The 16,070-nt window shown below is 59.6% G+C and carries 13 protein-coding genes; 7 read left to right on the plus strand and 6 right to left on the minus strand.

The genetic code is table 11. The features are described 5' to 3' along the window. Positions 1-60: 60 nt before the first annotated feature. From C1A15_RS15885 to C1A15_RS15900, 4 genes are all read right to left on the minus strand, one after another. The gene (locus C1A15_RS15885; RefSeq protein WP_101723468.1) at positions 61-1,389 is read right to left on the minus strand and encodes an FtsX-like permease family protein; all 1,329 of its coding nucleotides are present in this window, start codon (positions 1,387-1,389) and stop codon (positions 61-63) included. Next, positions 1,386-2,129: an ABC transporter ATP-binding protein gene (locus C1A15_RS15890; RefSeq protein ID WP_101723469.1), complete on the minus strand. Its 744-nt coding sequence runs from the start codon at positions 2,127-2,129 to the stop codon at positions 1,386-1,388. Before C1A15_RS15890 ends, C1A15_RS15885 begins: the two co-directional genes overlap by 4 nt. A 99-nt stretch (positions 2,130-2,228) precedes the next feature. Next, positions 2,229-3,188, minus strand: a complete 960-nt coding sequence (locus C1A15_RS15895; RefSeq protein WP_101723470.1) for a helix-turn-helix transcriptional regulator — start codon at positions 3,186-3,188, stop codon at positions 2,229-2,231. A 332-nt stretch (positions 3,189-3,520) separates the two neighbouring features. Beyond that, positions 3,521-4,264: a DUF3800 domain-containing protein gene (locus C1A15_RS15900; RefSeq protein ID WP_245865060.1), complete on the minus strand. Its 744-nt coding sequence runs from the start codon at positions 4,262-4,264 to the stop codon at positions 3,521-3,523. Positions 4,265-4,609: 345 nt separating this feature from the next. Between C1A15_RS15900 and C1A15_RS16910 the strand changes: the two genes are divergently transcribed. Then, positions 4,610-5,221, plus strand: coding sequence for a DUF5343 domain-containing protein (locus C1A15_RS16910; RefSeq protein WP_146001877.1), 612 nt, complete (start codon positions 4,610-4,612; stop codon positions 5,219-5,221). Further along, a complete protein-coding gene (locus tag C1A15_RS15905) occupies positions 5,218-5,814 on the plus strand; it encodes a Swt1 family HEPN domain-containing protein (protein ID WP_219618202.1) in 597 nt (198 codons plus the stop codon). The genes C1A15_RS16910 and C1A15_RS15905 overlap by 4 nt, the downstream gene beginning before the upstream one ends. 275 nt (positions 5,815-6,089) lie before the next feature. Here the strand turns inward: C1A15_RS15905 and C1A15_RS15910 are convergent, their stop codons facing one another. Next, positions 6,090-6,359 (minus strand): hypothetical protein, encoded by a 270-nt coding sequence (locus tag C1A15_RS15910; RefSeq protein WP_101723472.1) that lies wholly within the window; start codon positions 6,357-6,359, stop codon positions 6,090-6,092. A 91-nt stretch (positions 6,360-6,450) separates the two neighbouring features. Here C1A15_RS15910 and C1A15_RS15915 point away from each other — a divergent pair, with 91 nt between their 5' ends. Continuing rightward, a complete protein-coding gene (locus C1A15_RS15915) occupies positions 6,451-7,275 on the plus strand; it encodes a ParA family protein (RefSeq protein ID WP_101723473.1) in 825 nt (274 codons plus the stop codon). Next, on the plus strand, positions 7,229-8,170 hold the full coding sequence (locus tag C1A15_RS15920) for a ParB/RepB/Spo0J family partition protein (protein WP_101723474.1): 942 nt from the start codon (positions 7,229-7,231) through the stop codon (positions 8,168-8,170). The genes C1A15_RS15915 and C1A15_RS15920 overlap by 47 nt, the downstream gene beginning before the upstream one ends. 151 nt (positions 8,171-8,321) lie before the next feature. Here C1A15_RS15920 and C1A15_RS17095 read toward each other — a convergent pair whose 3' ends face one another. Further along, the gene (locus C1A15_RS17095; RefSeq protein WP_180953125.1) at positions 8,322-8,495 is read right to left on the minus strand and encodes a hypothetical protein; all 174 of its coding nucleotides are present in this window, start codon (positions 8,493-8,495) and stop codon (positions 8,322-8,324) included. Between the two features lie 155 nt (positions 8,496-8,650). Between C1A15_RS17095 and C1A15_RS15925 the strand changes: the two genes are divergently transcribed. From C1A15_RS15925 to C1A15_RS15930, 3 genes are all read left to right on the plus strand, one after another. Continuing rightward, positions 8,651-9,712 carry an LPD28 domain-containing protein gene (locus tag C1A15_RS15925; protein WP_101723475.1) on the plus strand — a complete coding sequence of 354 codons (1,062 nt, stop codon included), beginning with the start codon at positions 8,651-8,653 and terminating at the stop codon, positions 9,710-9,712. Between the two features lie 884 nt (positions 9,713-10,596). Then, positions 10,597-10,905, plus strand: coding sequence for a TnpV protein (locus C1A15_RS17450; RefSeq protein WP_425430956.1), 309 nt, complete (start codon positions 10,597-10,599; stop codon positions 10,903-10,905). A 203-nt stretch (positions 10,906-11,108) separates the two neighbouring features. Beyond that, complete coding sequence (locus tag C1A15_RS15930; protein ID WP_425430957.1) at positions 11,109-16,037, plus strand: SNF2-related protein; 4,929 nt, start codon at positions 11,109-11,111, stop codon at positions 16,035-16,037. Positions 16,038-16,070 lie beyond the last annotated feature (33 nt).

The raw sequence follows: 16,070 nt of genomic DNA on the forward strand, positions 1-16,070 counted from the left end.
ATGGTAAAGCTGCGCGATCAGGCAAAATGAAGGGTCGTTTGGTTAACAATGTGCAAACAGCTACTCTTGCAGCGTGAGAACCGAAGTGGGCTCCTTGTTGAGGGCGACGCACGTAGGCACGAGGGTCGCGGCCAGGACGAGGACGAAGCCCGCGAGCGAGACGACGAGCCCCTCGCCGAACGCGAGGTTCGCGAACGGGGGCAACCCCACCGCGTAGGCGATAACGGCGTTGGACGCGACCACGGCCGCCGCGCCCACGAGCGTGGCGGTGACGGCGTGGATGAGCGCCTCGCAGACGGCGGCCCCCAGCATCGTCTGGGGGCGCGCCCCGCTCGCGATGAGCAGGGCGACGTCGCGGGTGCGCGAGCGCGACGTCATGACCACGCTCACCGCCGCGCCGATGGCGCACAGGAGGATGGGGCCGCCGAACATGAGGAGAGCCAAGGTGAAGTCGATGCCGTTGAAATCGGCGTTGCCTTGGAGTCGCGTCCATTCGGCCCACACGCCGACGCTGGAATAGATGCCCGCGACCAAGCCGAAGCCCACCATGACGGGCGTCTCAACCGAGGTGCTGGCGCTCAACCCGTAGCGCGCGGTGTGCCGTGCGAGGTACCAGGCGTTCCAGTGCGCCTGCGGCACGAGCGCCGTCCACGCCCTCAGCACGGCCGAGAACACGAGGGGCGCAAGGGGCGCCACCGTCGCCACCATGAGGATGGGCACGTAGAGCGAGTAGTTCATGACCACGTCAGGAGTAGATCCCACCATGATCGACACGACCCATCCGGTGCAGACGGCAAGCGCGGCGAACAGCAGCGCGCGCAACCATGTCATGCCCGCGCGCTTGGGCTCCGGCTCGCGCAGCACGGCGAGCGGCGGCGTGGCGCCCGCGCTGCGGGCACCCTTCAACCCTCCGAGCAGGAACACGCCTGTCACTACGAGCCAGACCGTGGGCATCATCGTCGTGCCCGCTTCGGGAACAACCTGCGCGTATTCGCCGCGCGCGTCGAACACGAGCGGGAACAGCGGCACGAACGTGACCGCTGCGAGCAACGTGCCGCACGCGGCGCCCGCTACCGACACCACGGCCAGCTGGGCGAGCACCACCGCGCCCACCAGCCGCGGCTTCACGTTCGCCAGCTGCCACAAGGCGTAGGAGCGCCGCTGCACCGACACGGTCAGGTTCGCGGCTGACGCGAGCACGATCACGGCGGCGACCACCGAGAACGCGATCACCACCGAGCTGACATTCTGGAGGTTCCGATAGGCGGTCGCCGTCGCCTCGATCGACGCCGCCCAGCCGCCGATGTAGCCGCAGCCTACCGCCACGAAGAACGCGCCGAGCCACGTGACGGCGTGGTCGCGCAAGTCCGAGAACACGAGCCGCATCATGCGCGCTCCCCCTTCTCCTCCAACGCGTTGAATATCTGGGCCGCGCTCGAGCGCCCCAATTCTGCGACCACCCGACCGTCCTTCAACACGAGGACGCGGTCGGCCAGCGACGCGGCTTCCAGGTCGTGGGTCACCATCACCACCGAGCGCTGCGGGTCGTCGGCGATGCCGCGCAGCATGCCCAGCACCTCGCGGCCGTTACGCGAGTCCAGCGCGCCGGTGGGCTCGTCGGCGAAGATCACGTCCGCGCCGCCCGCGACCGCGCGAGCGATGGCCACGCGCTGCTGCTCGCCGCCCGACAGGTCGCCGGGGCGGCTCTTCTCCCGACCGCCTAGGCCGACGCTTTCGAGCACCGCGCGCGTCCGATCTGCGGAGAGCGGACGGCCCGCCAGGCGCGCGGGAAGCGACACGTTCTCCCCCGCGCTCAGCGAGGGGATGAGGTTGTACGACTGGAAGATGAAGCCCACATGGTCGCGGCGCGTCTTGAACAGCGCGGTGCGGCTTGCGCGCACGATCTGCCGGCCCATCACCTCGATGGAGCCGGCGTCGGCCGATTCCAGCCCCGACAGGCAGTACAGCAGCGTCGACTTCCCCGAGCCGCTGGGCCCCACGATGCTGACCATCTCGCCGGGTTCGACGCGTAGGCTGACGCCGCGCAGCACGTCGACGACCCGCCGCTTGCTCCCCTTCCCTGCGCTGAACGATTTCCTAACCTCGCGTGCTACAACGGTGGCGCTCATAGACTCTCCTTATAATAAGATGCACTGACCAGGACGAAGGAGCCTTCGCCTTGGGTTGAACCATATGAACGAGCGGTTTGGAATGGCGCGCGGAGCGCCTTAGCGGCTGCTCCGCGAGGAACGAAACGCCTTGATCGCGAGGCACACGATGCCGCCGACGGGCCATGCCAGCAGGAAGAGAGGTGCCGCAGGCGTGAACGCCAGCACGAGGCCGACCGCCGTTGCCGCGCACATGACGGCAGCGTAGGTGCCGCTCTCGCGCTTCGCACGGCGGGCGCGCTCGGCAAGGTCATCGTCGCACATGGCCTCGATCTGCTCTTCGCTCATACCTCCGAGCGATCTGCGGTTGTAGCGCGTGAGGTTGCAGCGCGAGCCCAATAGGCAGCTGCGCACGATGACGAACACGCCGACCGCAGCGCACATGAAGAACACCGCGCTTGCAAGCCACACGTCCGCTTGCAGCACGATGGTCGCAGCCGTCCCCGCCAAGATGAGGGCGATGCCCGCCACGAGGCCCGTCGAAAGCGTCGTTCGAGCTTGGGTTTTCTGGTCGGCCGTGTAGAAGTCGTCGACGAAGGGATGCGCCTTGCGGAACGCGCTATGCTCGAACGACGCGGGAAGGATGAGCGCGAGCCCGACGGCCGCGCCGACGAACACGAGCACGGTTGCGAAGTTCCGCACCTCAAGCATCGGCATGAGCGCGGGATCGGACAGCAGCAGCGCCAGCGCGGCGCCCAGGATGACGATGGCGATGCCGAGCGGGAGCTTCCACGCGAACGTGCGCATGGCTTGTTCGTATCCAGTCACGTCCTGCGGCTTCCCCGCCGGGACGCTGGAGGCCTCGGCGGCCGGGCGCGCGGTCAGATCGCCGCACACCAGCTCGTCGAGCGTGCATTCGAACAGGGCGCACATGCGCAGCAGCTTGTCCATTTCCGGGTACGCGCGCTCGGCCTCCCATTTCGACACCGATTGGCGACTGACGCCAAGCAGCATGGCAAGCTGCTCCTGCGTCATGTTGCGCGTGGCGCGCAGGTGTTGCATGTTGTCGCGAAAGCTCATGGGTCCGTCCTTCGTTTGTGCGATCGATGCCCCTATAGTGCGGGCGCCCCGGCGCTCGCTCAACCAACTTCCGGCTTCTTTTTCGCAGATCGCGTGACAACTTTCGGTATCGAATCGCAGGTAAGAGCGTAGTATACCCCAACGCAAAAAATCGGGGAGTCCAATGGCCTCCCCGATCAAGTTTCCGTGGTGGAGATGAAGGGATTCGAACCCTCGACCCCCACGTTGCGAACGTGGTGCTCTCCCAAAAGGTACGTATAGCACCACAATTGCTTTAGTAACTAGATTGGTGATGCGCCCTTCGCTTGCATACAGCTTGTGCTGAATGCAAGCTACTCCATTTTCTTTTTGCGGATCTTCTTCAAATAGTTCTTCTTGAACGAATTCGAACCACCGAAGAATATCGCATCGGTGGCCGTGGCCTCGGAGGCATCGTATTTCACAGCAGTCAGCTCTATCCCACAAACGAAATCTGCAACCTGGGACAAGCAATAGTCACAAGGATGAGCGTCTTTGAACAAATACGCATTCTTCGACAACGTATAGCGAATCGCTTCATGAAGCACTTCGCTAACCGCTTGCTGCCCGTCATCGTAATACACTTTAACCTTATCGAACGCTTGGAAGAAGTCGAGGTGATCGAACAAGAACGAAGTAATGTCCCGCTTCATGCGAACAAGCAGCTTGCCCGCTTCGTCAAACTCCATCTTCTTGAATAAGAAAGTCCGATATGCGAACGGAAGGTTTTGAGTGAAAACGAGGAACTTCGAAAGGTGCCTTTTCCTGGCCCCTAGGCTAAGACCGGCATATTCGCGATGGCCGTTCATGAGCGGCGACAGGTGAAAAGTTATGTCTCTCATTCCGCAGTCGCTCAGAACACATCGATACCTGCTCAGATGAGCGCTAATATCTTCACTTTGGTCGTGAAAGACTAGAGTTATCAGGTAGTACTTCGATACCGGGCCGAACTCGCCCGATTCGTCGACGAAGATTGACAGCTCTCGCAATTCTCCCCCATAAAACAAGTTGCCGGGGGACTTCCCCCGGCTCTTGGAAGTAGCTCCTTGCGAAACCACCACTATTCTTATACCACATTTTGGACGACATTCCAATAGCAATGCCCCTTCGGACAAGAATGCGCTCCATACGTGAAAATCGGGCCGGAAGGAACTTCCGGCCCGATCTGGCTTCCGTGGTGGAGATGATGGGATTCGAACCCACGACCCCCACGTTGCGAACGTGGTGCTCTCCCAAAAGGTACGTATAACATCACAATTACTTTAGTAACCAAAACGGTGGTGTGCCAACATGTACCAAATTATACTGGGCATACGTTCAGGTTGTTTTATCGTTGATGAGAAAACGTCTTTGTTGTTTTAATGTATAATTTAAATTAACTATCTTTTTAAGAAGGAGACGACATGAGCGTTAATCTTCCCTACATGCAAGCCTATGGCTTCATTTCTAAGGTACTTGAAAAGATTATACCCGCCTCAACTCCGCCGCGCTTTACTCAAGATTACCTCTCGACAAAGCTAGGCATTACAAGCAAATCAGCTCGACCTGTTATACCTTTTCTCAAGCGAATGGGCTTCTTGGGGACAGATGGGAGCCCGACAGAACTCTATACTCAATTCAGAAATTCAACATGTCGTGGACAGGCTGCTGCTAAGGCTCTCAAGGAAGGGTATGCACCCCTATTCGAATCGAACGAATATGCACATATCCTTGGCGACTCCGAGCTAAAAGAGCTCATCGTCCAAATAACCGGCCTTGAGTCAAATTCAAAAAGCGTAAACGCGATCGCTTGCTCATTTAAGGCCATAAATGAATATGCTGACTTTGAAAGCTCCAGCTCTGACGGTCCGGATAACGCAGTATCCGAATTACCGTTGTCACAGCCCGACCTGCAGAGCAGTCTTGCCCCCAATTTGGGGTTATCTTATACAATTAATCTCAATCTCCCAGCAACTTCAGATATTTCTGTTTTTGACGCAATTTTCAAAAGCCTAAAGGAGAATCTGCTGAAGTGAAGACACACGACTCTATAGAGAACTACTTGAAATTATTCCAAGTCAGTAATCAGCTTGCGGAAAACAGTCTTGACAATATCGAAGAAAAATATGCAGTGGATCTAGGTCGATCGCACATGAAGACCATCGAAGCAGATCGGGATTACTATCCACAAATCAGCCGCAGTATTCGAGTTGAAGCTTCTGAAATGGCAAAAGCATACGAAATCTTTTACTCGCTGGAAAAGACCGTTCGTGCTTTTATTGAAGACTCTTTTGACGCAGCCGGAATAACCGATTGGTGGACCGAAGAATATGTTCCACAAAAAATTAAACTGGAAACCGAGACAAGGATGCAACGGGAAATCGACTCGGGAATGACCCCAAGGTCAATGGATCCTATTGACTATACGAACTTTGGAGAGCTGAGCGAAATAATCAAGAAGAATTGGGACGTATTCAGCGGCTCCCTAAGAAGTCAGCGAGCCATGGTTAATGTCATGTCAAGGTTAAACACCCTTAGAGGACCTATTGCTCACTGTAGTCCCCTTGCGGAAGACGAGCTAATCCGGCTAAAACTCAGCGTTAGGGACTGGTTTCGTCTTATGGAGTAGCAGCCTAGCAGAAAGCTCTGCCAACAAACGTACTTCGGATTCACGAAAAGAGCCGGTTCAAATGAACCGGCTCTTTGATTTCCGTGGTGGAGATGAAGGGATTCGAACCCTCGACCCCCACGTTGCGAACGTGGTGCTCTCCCAAAAGGTACGTATACCATCACAATTACTTTAGTAACTAAAATGGTGGTGTGTCCTTCGCTTTGCAGGGTAAAACCATGCAAGGTTCTCCAAATACGCTGTTCAAGCGCTATTAACACCAGCCCCACCGAAACTCATCCGAGTAAATAGTCGCGCCACCACTGGCGATTCTGTCCACTGTGCTCGCCGAGTAAACCTATTAAGCGCTCCTGTTCTGAAGCGGAGAGCGATGCGAAGTCCTCACGCATCAGCTTGTCGGCCTTGTCGCTCGCATCATCGAGCCGCGCCGTTATACCCAGCACCTCATCAACCGAATAGCTGTCGGGAAACTCCTGTGCCATGTCTGCGGCCAGCGAGCTGGTTGCAAGTTCCTCGCGGGTACCGTCAAAGTCGCGTTTGTCCATGCCAACGTCCTTTCCTCCACTTCGGGTAAGTCTATCACCCGCACATGACCAACCAACGATCAACCAGCCGAAAGAAAAGGAGCTGATGGCTATGTCGAAATGCAACGTTCAAGCCGTTCTGAACCAGAAAGGAGGCACGGGGAAAACCACTACGTCCATCAATATAGGAGCCGCACTGTCCTTGATGGGCAAGAAAGTCTTGCTCGTGGATGCAGACCCACAAGGCAACCTTACAACGGCACTTGGATGGCAGAAGGACGCGCTGAAAGTAACCCTGCACACTCATATGGAGAAGATCATTGAAGACCAGCCCTTCCCCCCTCGTACCGGCATTCTGCGCCATGAAGAAGGATTCGATGTCATGCCAGCCAACATCTCATTATCCGGCACGGAGTTGGGGCTGGTATACGCCATGAACCGCGAGCGCATCATGAAGCTCTGGCTCGACCAGGTTAAAGACGCATACGACCACGTGCTCATAGACTGCAACTCATCCTTAGGGATGATAACCATCAATGCACTTGTAGCCGCGAACAGCGTAATTGTCCCCGTGCAAGCTCAGTACCTTGCGGCAGACGGCATGACCCAGCTCATTACAACGGTATCCCGCGTAAAAAGACAGATAAACCCCGATCTAGAGATAAGCGGCCTTCTGCTCACACTGTACGACACTCGAACCAACCTCGCAAAGCAAGTCGAACGAAAGATCAGGACTGACTTCGGGGAAAACCTCAGAGTGTTCAGGACGGTCGTTCCGACAGCGGTATCGGCCGCCGAAGCAAGCGCTTATGGACAAAGCATCTTTAGCTATGACGAAGCAGGTAAAGTCGCGGCGGCATATGCGGCGGTTGCAAAGGAGGTAACGCGAGATGCCACGAGGAAAAGAACTGCCTCTAAACCTGACCCCGTTCGATGATCTTTTCAAGAGCCAAGCGGAACGAGACGATCAAGCCAAGGAAAAGATCGAGGAAATTCCACTTTCTTTGATCGATGACTTCCCTGAACACCCATTCATTGTCCGCGATGACGAAGACATGATGCGGCTCGTTGAAAGTGTCCGCGAGGTCGGTGTCCTCACTCCGGTAAGGTTGAGACGCAAGGACGACGGACGCTACGAACTGGTGAGCGGGCATCGCCGCAAGCACGCCGCCGAACTGGCGGGGCTGGACACGCTCCCCTGCGTCGTGAAGGACATGACGCGCGACGAGGCGATCATCGAGATGGTGGACGCCAATTTGCAGCGCGAGAGAATCCTACCGAGCGAAAAGGCATACTCGTACAAAATGAAACTCGACGCGATGAAACGCCAGGGACAGCGCAGCGATCTGACTTCATCCCCGCCGGGGATGAAGTCCCAACGTAGGCAATCCCTTGAAATAATCGGCGAAGCAGGAGGGGATAGCCGCAACACCGTTCATCGTTATATCAGACTCACCGAGCTAATTCCGAAGATTCTGGCGCTCGTAGACGAGGGCAGCATCGGGATGCGCCCCGCTGTCGAGATCAGCTACTTGCCAAAAAGCGAGCAAGTGGCGCTCGCAGATGCCATCCAAAGCGAGGCGTGCACCCCGTCGCACGCTCAGGCCATCAAGATGCGGCGTTTCTCAGAGCAAGGCAAGCTCACGCCGGAAGTCGTTCAGTCGATCATGTGTGAGGAAAAGCCCAACCAGGCAGAGCAGTTCCGTATGCCCAGCGAGCAGCTATCGAAGTTCTTCAAGCCGAGCATGACCAAAGAGGAAAAGGCGGCGCGCATCGTCAAGGCGCTGGAACTGCTTGAAAAGCAGGAAAGAAAACGCAGCCTTGAGCGCTGAGAACCGACTGCGATCAAGGCTGCGTTGATTTGGGAGAGCTGTTTTCGGGTTTCCCCCTCCCCGAACCCCTCCCCCTTCCCGCGTAAGGGCACCAGCCGAAAAGAGAAGGTTTTTCTTTCGGAAGGTAAATCTCAAACAGGAACAAGGGCGATCAGGCGATTCGCTGGATCTCTGCTTGCACCTCGGCGACGCTGGTCTCGGCGAGGACGCTGTACGACGAAGTGGCTGAGTCGAGAGCCGTGTAGACCCCGAAAGCCACGAGCACCAAGAATGCAGCGAGCGCCAGCCCGAGCATGCCCTTCAAGATCGAGATCAACATCGTCATCGAACCCACCTCCAAACCGTCGCAACAACCGTATACCCGCAGTCTAGCGCCCTATCCGGTGCCGGGTAAACGATGCGATACAACCAAGCGAAGGAGCGCCCAATGGTCAAGCAACTGAAAACACGCACCGCGACGAGCCGAAACGAGCGCACACGATGAGAGAGTCAAACGCCTACGACCTCCGGTTCACGGTCGTCGAGGTCGATGACCGTGAATGTCTATTCACAGAATCACGAGTCTCGACGAACACCATCCCCCTTCCGTTCCGTAAGTACGAGGTGCGCTACGCCGACGAGGACAGAGCCGCGCACATCGCCGAAAGCGTGGACAGATGCTTTCTGGGGACGCTGATCTCACAGGATCCAGCCGACTTCAACGGATGGGACTTCCGGTACCTCGACGATGGCGAGGTCGACTTCTACTCGGGGCCTGAGACGTCGCTTGCGGCATTCGCGCAAGAGCACGGCATCGAGACGAAGCCAAGGTCGGGAAGAAGCACAAGGAGCATCGGTCTTACGGAGTACGCGGACGACTTCGCTGGCGATCCGAAATACGGCTATCACCTGTCCTTCGACGGCTCGCGGCTTATGAGGGACGACGAAACAATCGATGGAGCGTATGAGAAGCGACTCCAGACAGATCGGTTCACGCACTTCTCCCGCGACGGCGATTACGTCATGTTCTCCACCGCTGCGGACGGGACAGTCGGCGAGCTGATCGCGAACAACTCCTTCGCTGAAACTGGATTCCTAGACTCTATGGAAGCCGTCCTCACAAGGACGGGCGAAGAGCGGGTGCTTTTCATGGACGACGACGGAACCCGTCCCTACCTGCCGGAGTTCGTCCGCGACTACGAGTGGGACGTGAAGGGGCAAGATGCCACGAAGCTCGCCTACTACGACGTTGAGACGCAAGGAGCGAGAGCGCTGTATACCGAACACACCGTATCCCCGGACACAGTGCCCAAAGCACTTCACATTTACGAGATCGACGGCGACCCCGCGAACCCCGACGGCAAGCAGCGGCTATCCAAGCGCGCTTACGTCAACTTCCAAGGAACGCTGATAACCGAGCGCCCCCTCGACCTCGGAGCGGACGGCGCGATCTACCTAGACCCCAAGGACGTGAGCCTCCACTCGGACGCACCCATCAAACTCAAAGACTTCGCGCGTGAGTGCGGCGTGCGCATCAAGCCGCCGAAAGACCGCGAGAGATAGGAGGCGAGCGCCTATGGCGAGCACTTACCGCAGCATCTGCGACCTGTACGCCGAGACGATGAAGTCGCTCATGGAATCGCCCGGCAGGTGGCTAGGCTTCCTACGGTCGGCAGGACGGAACTACAAGCTGCCGTTCCATGAGCAACTTTTGGTGCATGCCCAGCGCCCGGACGCGACCGCCGTCCTGGAGATGGAGCGGTGGAACAATCGGTTCGGCCGCTGGGTCAACAAGGGGTCTACAGGCATCGCCGTCTTCGGGGAGCCGGGCAGCCCGCGCTTGCGCTATTACTTCGACGTTTCCGACACGCATGCAAGCCGCTACGCACGGCCAGTGCCGCTTTGGACGGCAAAGCCGGAGCACGCCGACGCCATCCTCGAATCCCTGCGCGAGTCCTTCGACGTTCCCAAGGATGAGCGGGAGCTGACGCTCGCCGTCGAATTGGCGATGCATACCATCGTCGCCGACAACCTGGGCGACTACCTCGACGACCTCAAACTCGCCGTAGAAGGAAGCCGTCTAGAGCTGATGGAGAACTCGGTTGTCCGCAGCAGCTTCAGAAGGGCGGTTTACGAGTCGGCGGCCTACACGGTCTGCCAGCGCATAGGCATTGAACAGGGTATCGAGGGGATAGCCCCCGAACGCCGCACCCTCGAACTGTTCAACACCCCGGCGACCATGAACGCGCTCGGGTGTGCGGTGTCCGATATGTCGGAAGTCGCGCTGCGCGAGGTGGCGCGGTGCGTCTTCGATCTCGAATCAGAGCGCGGCACTAATCGCAGCGTTGCACCCGGCAGCGTCGCATTCGATAATCCGACGAAAGCACCGACGACAAGGAGCGAGGATGGAGATCACCTACGAGAAGGTCGGCGACTATCATCTGCCGATGCTGGAACCGGGCGAGAAGACCGCACCGAGCTTGGGGATGTGGGCGCAGATGAGACTGAGCTACCTCAAGAACCACCGGCGGGCGCTGTACACGAACCTGCTCACGACAGGCAAATTGAACGCGCATCTGGCCGAGGTGGAGAGCCAGGCGACGGAGACGATGGAACGGCTCACGTCGCAGATGGCGAAGCGCGAGGGCGTGGACGAGACGATGAAGAAGGCCGACCGGATGGGCTGGGTGGGGATCATGTACGGCATCCAAGCGAGCGCCCGGGAGACGGTGATCCGGGACCTGATCCACAGCTAGCGGCGCTCCCCAGCGAGCGCGAGCAGATAGACGCCATCAACGAGGCGGGCGAGCAATCGCCCGCCTCGTTCGTTTCCGGGGGCGAACCCCTTGTACCGCTCGGCACGCCCGTCCGAATCGGGGCTGACGTCTACGAAATTGCCGGGTACGAGGGCGACACGGTGGTGCTGCACGACCCCACGTCGCCCCTCTTCCCCCGCGAAATGCCGCGTGCCGAGTTCGAACGCAAGCTGAGGGAAACCCCGCAGCCGGAAACAGCGGAGACGGCGAAAAGCGAAAACCCACCATCCGAAAGAAAAATCCCTAGGCGCACCGCAGCCCGCAAGCCCAAGCATCCCGCCGCCCCATCGGGGCAGTCCGCCCTCAACCTGAGCCAGAACTTCGCGATCGACGACGACCGCCTCGGCGAGGGCACCGAGCGGAGCCGCCTCGACGCCAACCTCGAAGCGCTCCGAGTGCTGCACGAGGTCGATTCGGCGGGGCGCGAGGCCACGCTGGATGAGCAGCGGATCCTGTCGCGATTCACCGGCTGGGGAGCGCTCGCCAAGGTGTTCGACGAGCGCACCAGTGGCTGGCAGAAGGAGAAGGCGCTGGTGCGGGAAACCCTCACCGAGGCCGAGTACGAGGCGGCGCGAGCGTCCACCCTCAACGCTCACTACACCTCGCCCGTCGTGGTAAAGGCGATGTACGAAGCGCTCGCCAACATGGGCTTTGCGGGCGGCAACGTCCTGGAGCCGTCCTGCGGCACGGGCAACTTCTTCGGCCTCCTACCCGAAAACATGCACAGCAGCTCGCTCTACGGCGTGGAACTCGATCCGACGACGGCGCGGATCGCGCAGCTCCTGTACCCGCAGGCCGACATACGCGCCACGGGGTTTGAGAGCGCGAGCTTCCCCAACGACTTCTTCGACGTGGCGGTAGGCAACGTGCCCTTCGGGAGCTACCAGATCGCGGACAAACGCTATGACGAGCACCGCTTCCTCGTTCACGACTACTTCTTCGCTAGAAGCCTCGACCTCGTGCGCCCCGGCGGCATCGTCGCGTTCGTCACGAGCAAGGGCACGATGGACAAGAAGAACCCCAGCGTGAGACAGCACCTGGCCGAGCGCGCCGAGCTGGTGGGCGCGGTGCGCCTACCCAACACGGCGTTCGCCGCGAATGCGGGAACCAAGGTCACAGCCGACATCGTCTTCTTGCAGAAACGCGACCGGCCAATCGTCTGCGAGCCGGACTGGGTGCATCTGGGCGAGACGAAGGACGGCATCGCCGTCAACTCGTACTTCGCCGAGCATCCAGAGATGGTGCTCGGTACCATGGTGCGCGGCAACGTGCTCCACTACGGGCGCGGCGACGAGACTTCCTGCGAACCCATCGAGGGAGCCGTGCTTTCCGAGCAGCTACGAAGCGCCGTCGCCAACATCCACGCTCAAATCGCCGAGTACGAGCGCGACGAGCCGGATGCCGACGAGGGGGACGCCATCCGCGCCGACCCGAGCGTGCGGAACTACTCCTACGCCGTTGTGGGAGGCAAGGTCTACTACCGCATCGACTCGCTCATGCACCCCGCTGAACTAACGAAGACGGGAATAAGCCGCGTTAAGGGCATGGCGGGCATCAGGGACGTGCTGCGCGAGCTGATCGACCTGCAAACGAGGGACGCGCCGGACGACGAGATCGCAGCCTGCCAAGCCGAACTGAACAGCCTCTACGACGCTTACACAGCGAAGTACGGCATCTTGAACTCGCGGGGCAACTCATTGGCTTTCGGGCAGGACTCCGGCTACCCGCTCCTATGCGCGCTGGAGGACTTGGACGACGAGGGCAACCTCGCTGGCAAGGCCGATATGTTCACGAAGCGCACGATCCGCCCCAGCGCGCCCGTGACGCACGTCGAAACGCCCTCCGAGGCTCTGGCCGTCTCGCTTGGCGAGCGGGGACGCGTCGACCTGCCGTATATGGCGGAGCTTACTGGGACGAGCGAGCAGGATGTCGAGGACGGGCTGCGAGGCATCGTGTTCCGCGACCCCGCGAGCGGCACCTGCCTGGCCGCCGACGAGTACCTGTCGGGCAACGTGAGGGACAAGCTGGCCGTCGCGCGCGACTTCGCGGAGCGCGACGAGAGGTATCTCCCCAACGTCGAGGCGCTGGAGCGGGTGCTGCCCGAGGACATCCCCGCGAGCGAGATAGGCGTGCGGCTCGGCACGACATGGGTGCCCGCGAACGACGTGCAGGAGTTCGTCTATGAGCTTCTGGAAACCCCCGAGTGGAGGCGTGGCGAGATACGAGTGAACTACTCGCCCGTCTCGGCGCAATGGAGCGTCACGGGGAAAAGCCGCGACAGCGGCAACGTCCTCGCCGTCTCGACGTACGGCACGAAGCGGGCGAACGCCTACCGCATCATCGAGGACAGCCTCAATCTGCGCGACGTGCGCATCTTCGACTACTTCGAGGACTCCGACGGCAAGCGCAAAGCAGTCCTCAACAGCAAGGAAACCGCAATAGCATTATCAAAGCAAGATGCGATCAAGGAGGCTTTCAAAACATGGGTATTCGCCGACTCCGAGAGGCGGGCGCGACTGGTCAGAAAGTACAACGACACGTACAACTCCATGCGCCTGCGCACCTTCGACGGCACCCACTTGACCTTTCCCGGCATGAATCCGGAGGTCAAGCTGCGCAAGCACCAGGTCGATGCCGTGGCGCGCATACTCTACGGCGGCAACACGCTGCTGGCTCACGAAGTGGGCGCGGGCAAGACCTACGTGATCGCCGCAGCCACGCAGGAACTCAGGCGCATTGGCCTCGCGACCAAGCCCCTCATCGTGGTGCCCAACCACCTGACCGAGCAGTGGGCGTCGGAGTACCTGCGGCTCTATCCGGCTGCGAATCTGCTGGTCGCATCCAAGCGGGATTTCGAGCGCAAGAACAGGCGGCGATTCTGCGCGCGCATCGCCACCGGCGACTACGACGCGGTGATCATGGGACACAGCCAGCTTGAAAAGATTCCCGTCTCCGTCGAACGGCAGGAGGAAATGATGCGCCGCGAGATCGCCGAGATCGCGCAGGGCATCGAGGAGATCCAGGCGCAGAGCGGCAAACGCGTATCCGTCAAGCAGCTAGAGTCCTCAAAAAAGAAACTGGAGACGCGCTTGACACGACTCAACGACCAGGAGCGCAAAGACGACGTGATCGAGTTCGAGCAGCTGGGGGTGGACAGGCTTTTCATCGACGAATCGCACTACTACAAGAACCTTTTCTTTTTTACAAAGATGCGCAACGTCGGCGGCATCGCGCAGGCCGAGGCCCAGAAGTCAAGCGATTTGTTTTTGAAATGCCGCTACCTCGACGAGGTGACGGGCGGCAAGGGCACCGTGTTCGCCACGGGCACGCCGGTCACGAACTCGATGGCCGAGCTGTATACCTTGCAGCGCTACCTGCAATACGACGAGCTGTCGCGCATGGAACTCGCGCACTTCGACTGCTGGGCATCCGTTTTTGGCGAGACAGTGACAGCCTTGGAGCTTGCGCCGGAGGGCACGGGATACAGGCAGAAAACGCGCTTCGCCAAGTTCTTCAACGTGCCTGAACTCATGGTTCTCTTTCGCCAATTCGCCGACATACAGACCGCCGACATGCTTTCCCTTCCCACCCCGAAGGTGAACTGCCACAACGTTTCGGTCGAACCTTCGGAGTTCCAACGCGAATTGGTGCAGACCCTCGCCGTGCGCGCTGAACGGGTTCGCAAGGGAATGGTCACTCCGAAGCAGGACAACATGCTGCTCATCACCAACGACGGGCGAAAGCTGGCGCTCGACCAGCGCCTTGTAAGCCCCGAGCTGCCCGAGAGCGAGACCGGCAAGACAGCCGCCTGCGCGGCCAACGTCTTCGAGATTTGGGAGCGGCACAAGGAGGCGCGGCAAGCGCAGCTCGTGTTCTGCGACTTGTCCACGCCCAAGGCCGACGGGGCGTACTCCGTCTACAACGACATACGCGCCAAGCTGATCGAAAAGGGGGTGCCCGAGGACGAGATAGCTTTCATTCATGATTTCAATACCGAATCGAAAAAGGCCGAGCTATTCGGCAAAGTAAGATCCGGGCAAGTGCGCGTGTTGCTCGGGAGCACGCAGAAGATGGGCGCTGGCACCAACGTCCAGACGCGGCTCATCGCCCTGCACGACCTCGACTGCCCGTGGCGGCCATCGGACTTGCAGCAGCGCCTTGGCCGCATCGAGCGACAAGGCAACCTCAACGACGAAGTGGAGGTATACCGTTACGTCACCGAGGGCACGTTCGACGCCTACCTGTACCAGCTCGTCGAGTCGAAGCAAAAGTTCATCAGCCAAATAATGACCTCGAAGTCGCCCGTGCGAGCCGCCGCCGACGTGGACGAGACGGCGCTTTCCTATGCGGAATTGAAAGCACTCGCCAGCGGAAACCCCCTCATCAAGGAGCGCATGGACTTGGAGGTGGAGGTGTCGCGTTTGAAGCTTCTCAAAAGCGACTATCTGTCGCAGAAGTACGACCTGGAGGACAAGCTCGTGAAAACCTACCCCCAGAAGATCGCCGCACTGAAGGAGCGCATCCGGAGATGCGAGGCTGACGTGGATACGGCAAGAGCAAACCCACCAGCCGAGAAGGAGAGCTTCAGCATGACCGTGGACGGCACAGTGCACGGCGACAAAGCCGAAGCCGGACACGCCATCCTGGAGCACGCGAAGACCCTAGCTTCGCCCTCGCCCGTGCCGCTGGGAAGCTACCGGGGGTTCGCCCTCGAGATTGGGTTCGATTCCACTTCGCGTCAGTTCGAGGTTTACGTCGCTGGATCGCTGAAGCGCGCGGTGCCGCTCGGCACAGACGAGGCGGGGGCGATAACCCGCATCGACAACGCTATCGGACGGCTTGCACAAGACCTCGAGGCGGCGAAGCTGACCCTTGGGGACACCGAGAAGCAAGTCGCGAACGCGGAGGCCGAACTCGCAAAGCCCTTCGGCAAGGAGGCCGAGCTAGCCGACAAGTCGAAGCGTCTTGCCGAGCTGGACAAGCTGCTCGACATGGACAAAGCCGACCAACCGCAGCTTTGCAACGAGGATGGCGCTTCACCCGAAAGAAAGTCCATCGTTTTGGAGAGGTGAGCAAGGAAGCCTTATCGGAAACTAGGGACGGCT

Origin of the sequence: Eggerthella timonensis (genome assembly GCF_900184265.1) — a bacterium.
Lineage (GTDB): Bacteria > Actinomycetota > Coriobacteriia > Coriobacteriales > Eggerthellaceae > Eggerthella > Eggerthella timonensis.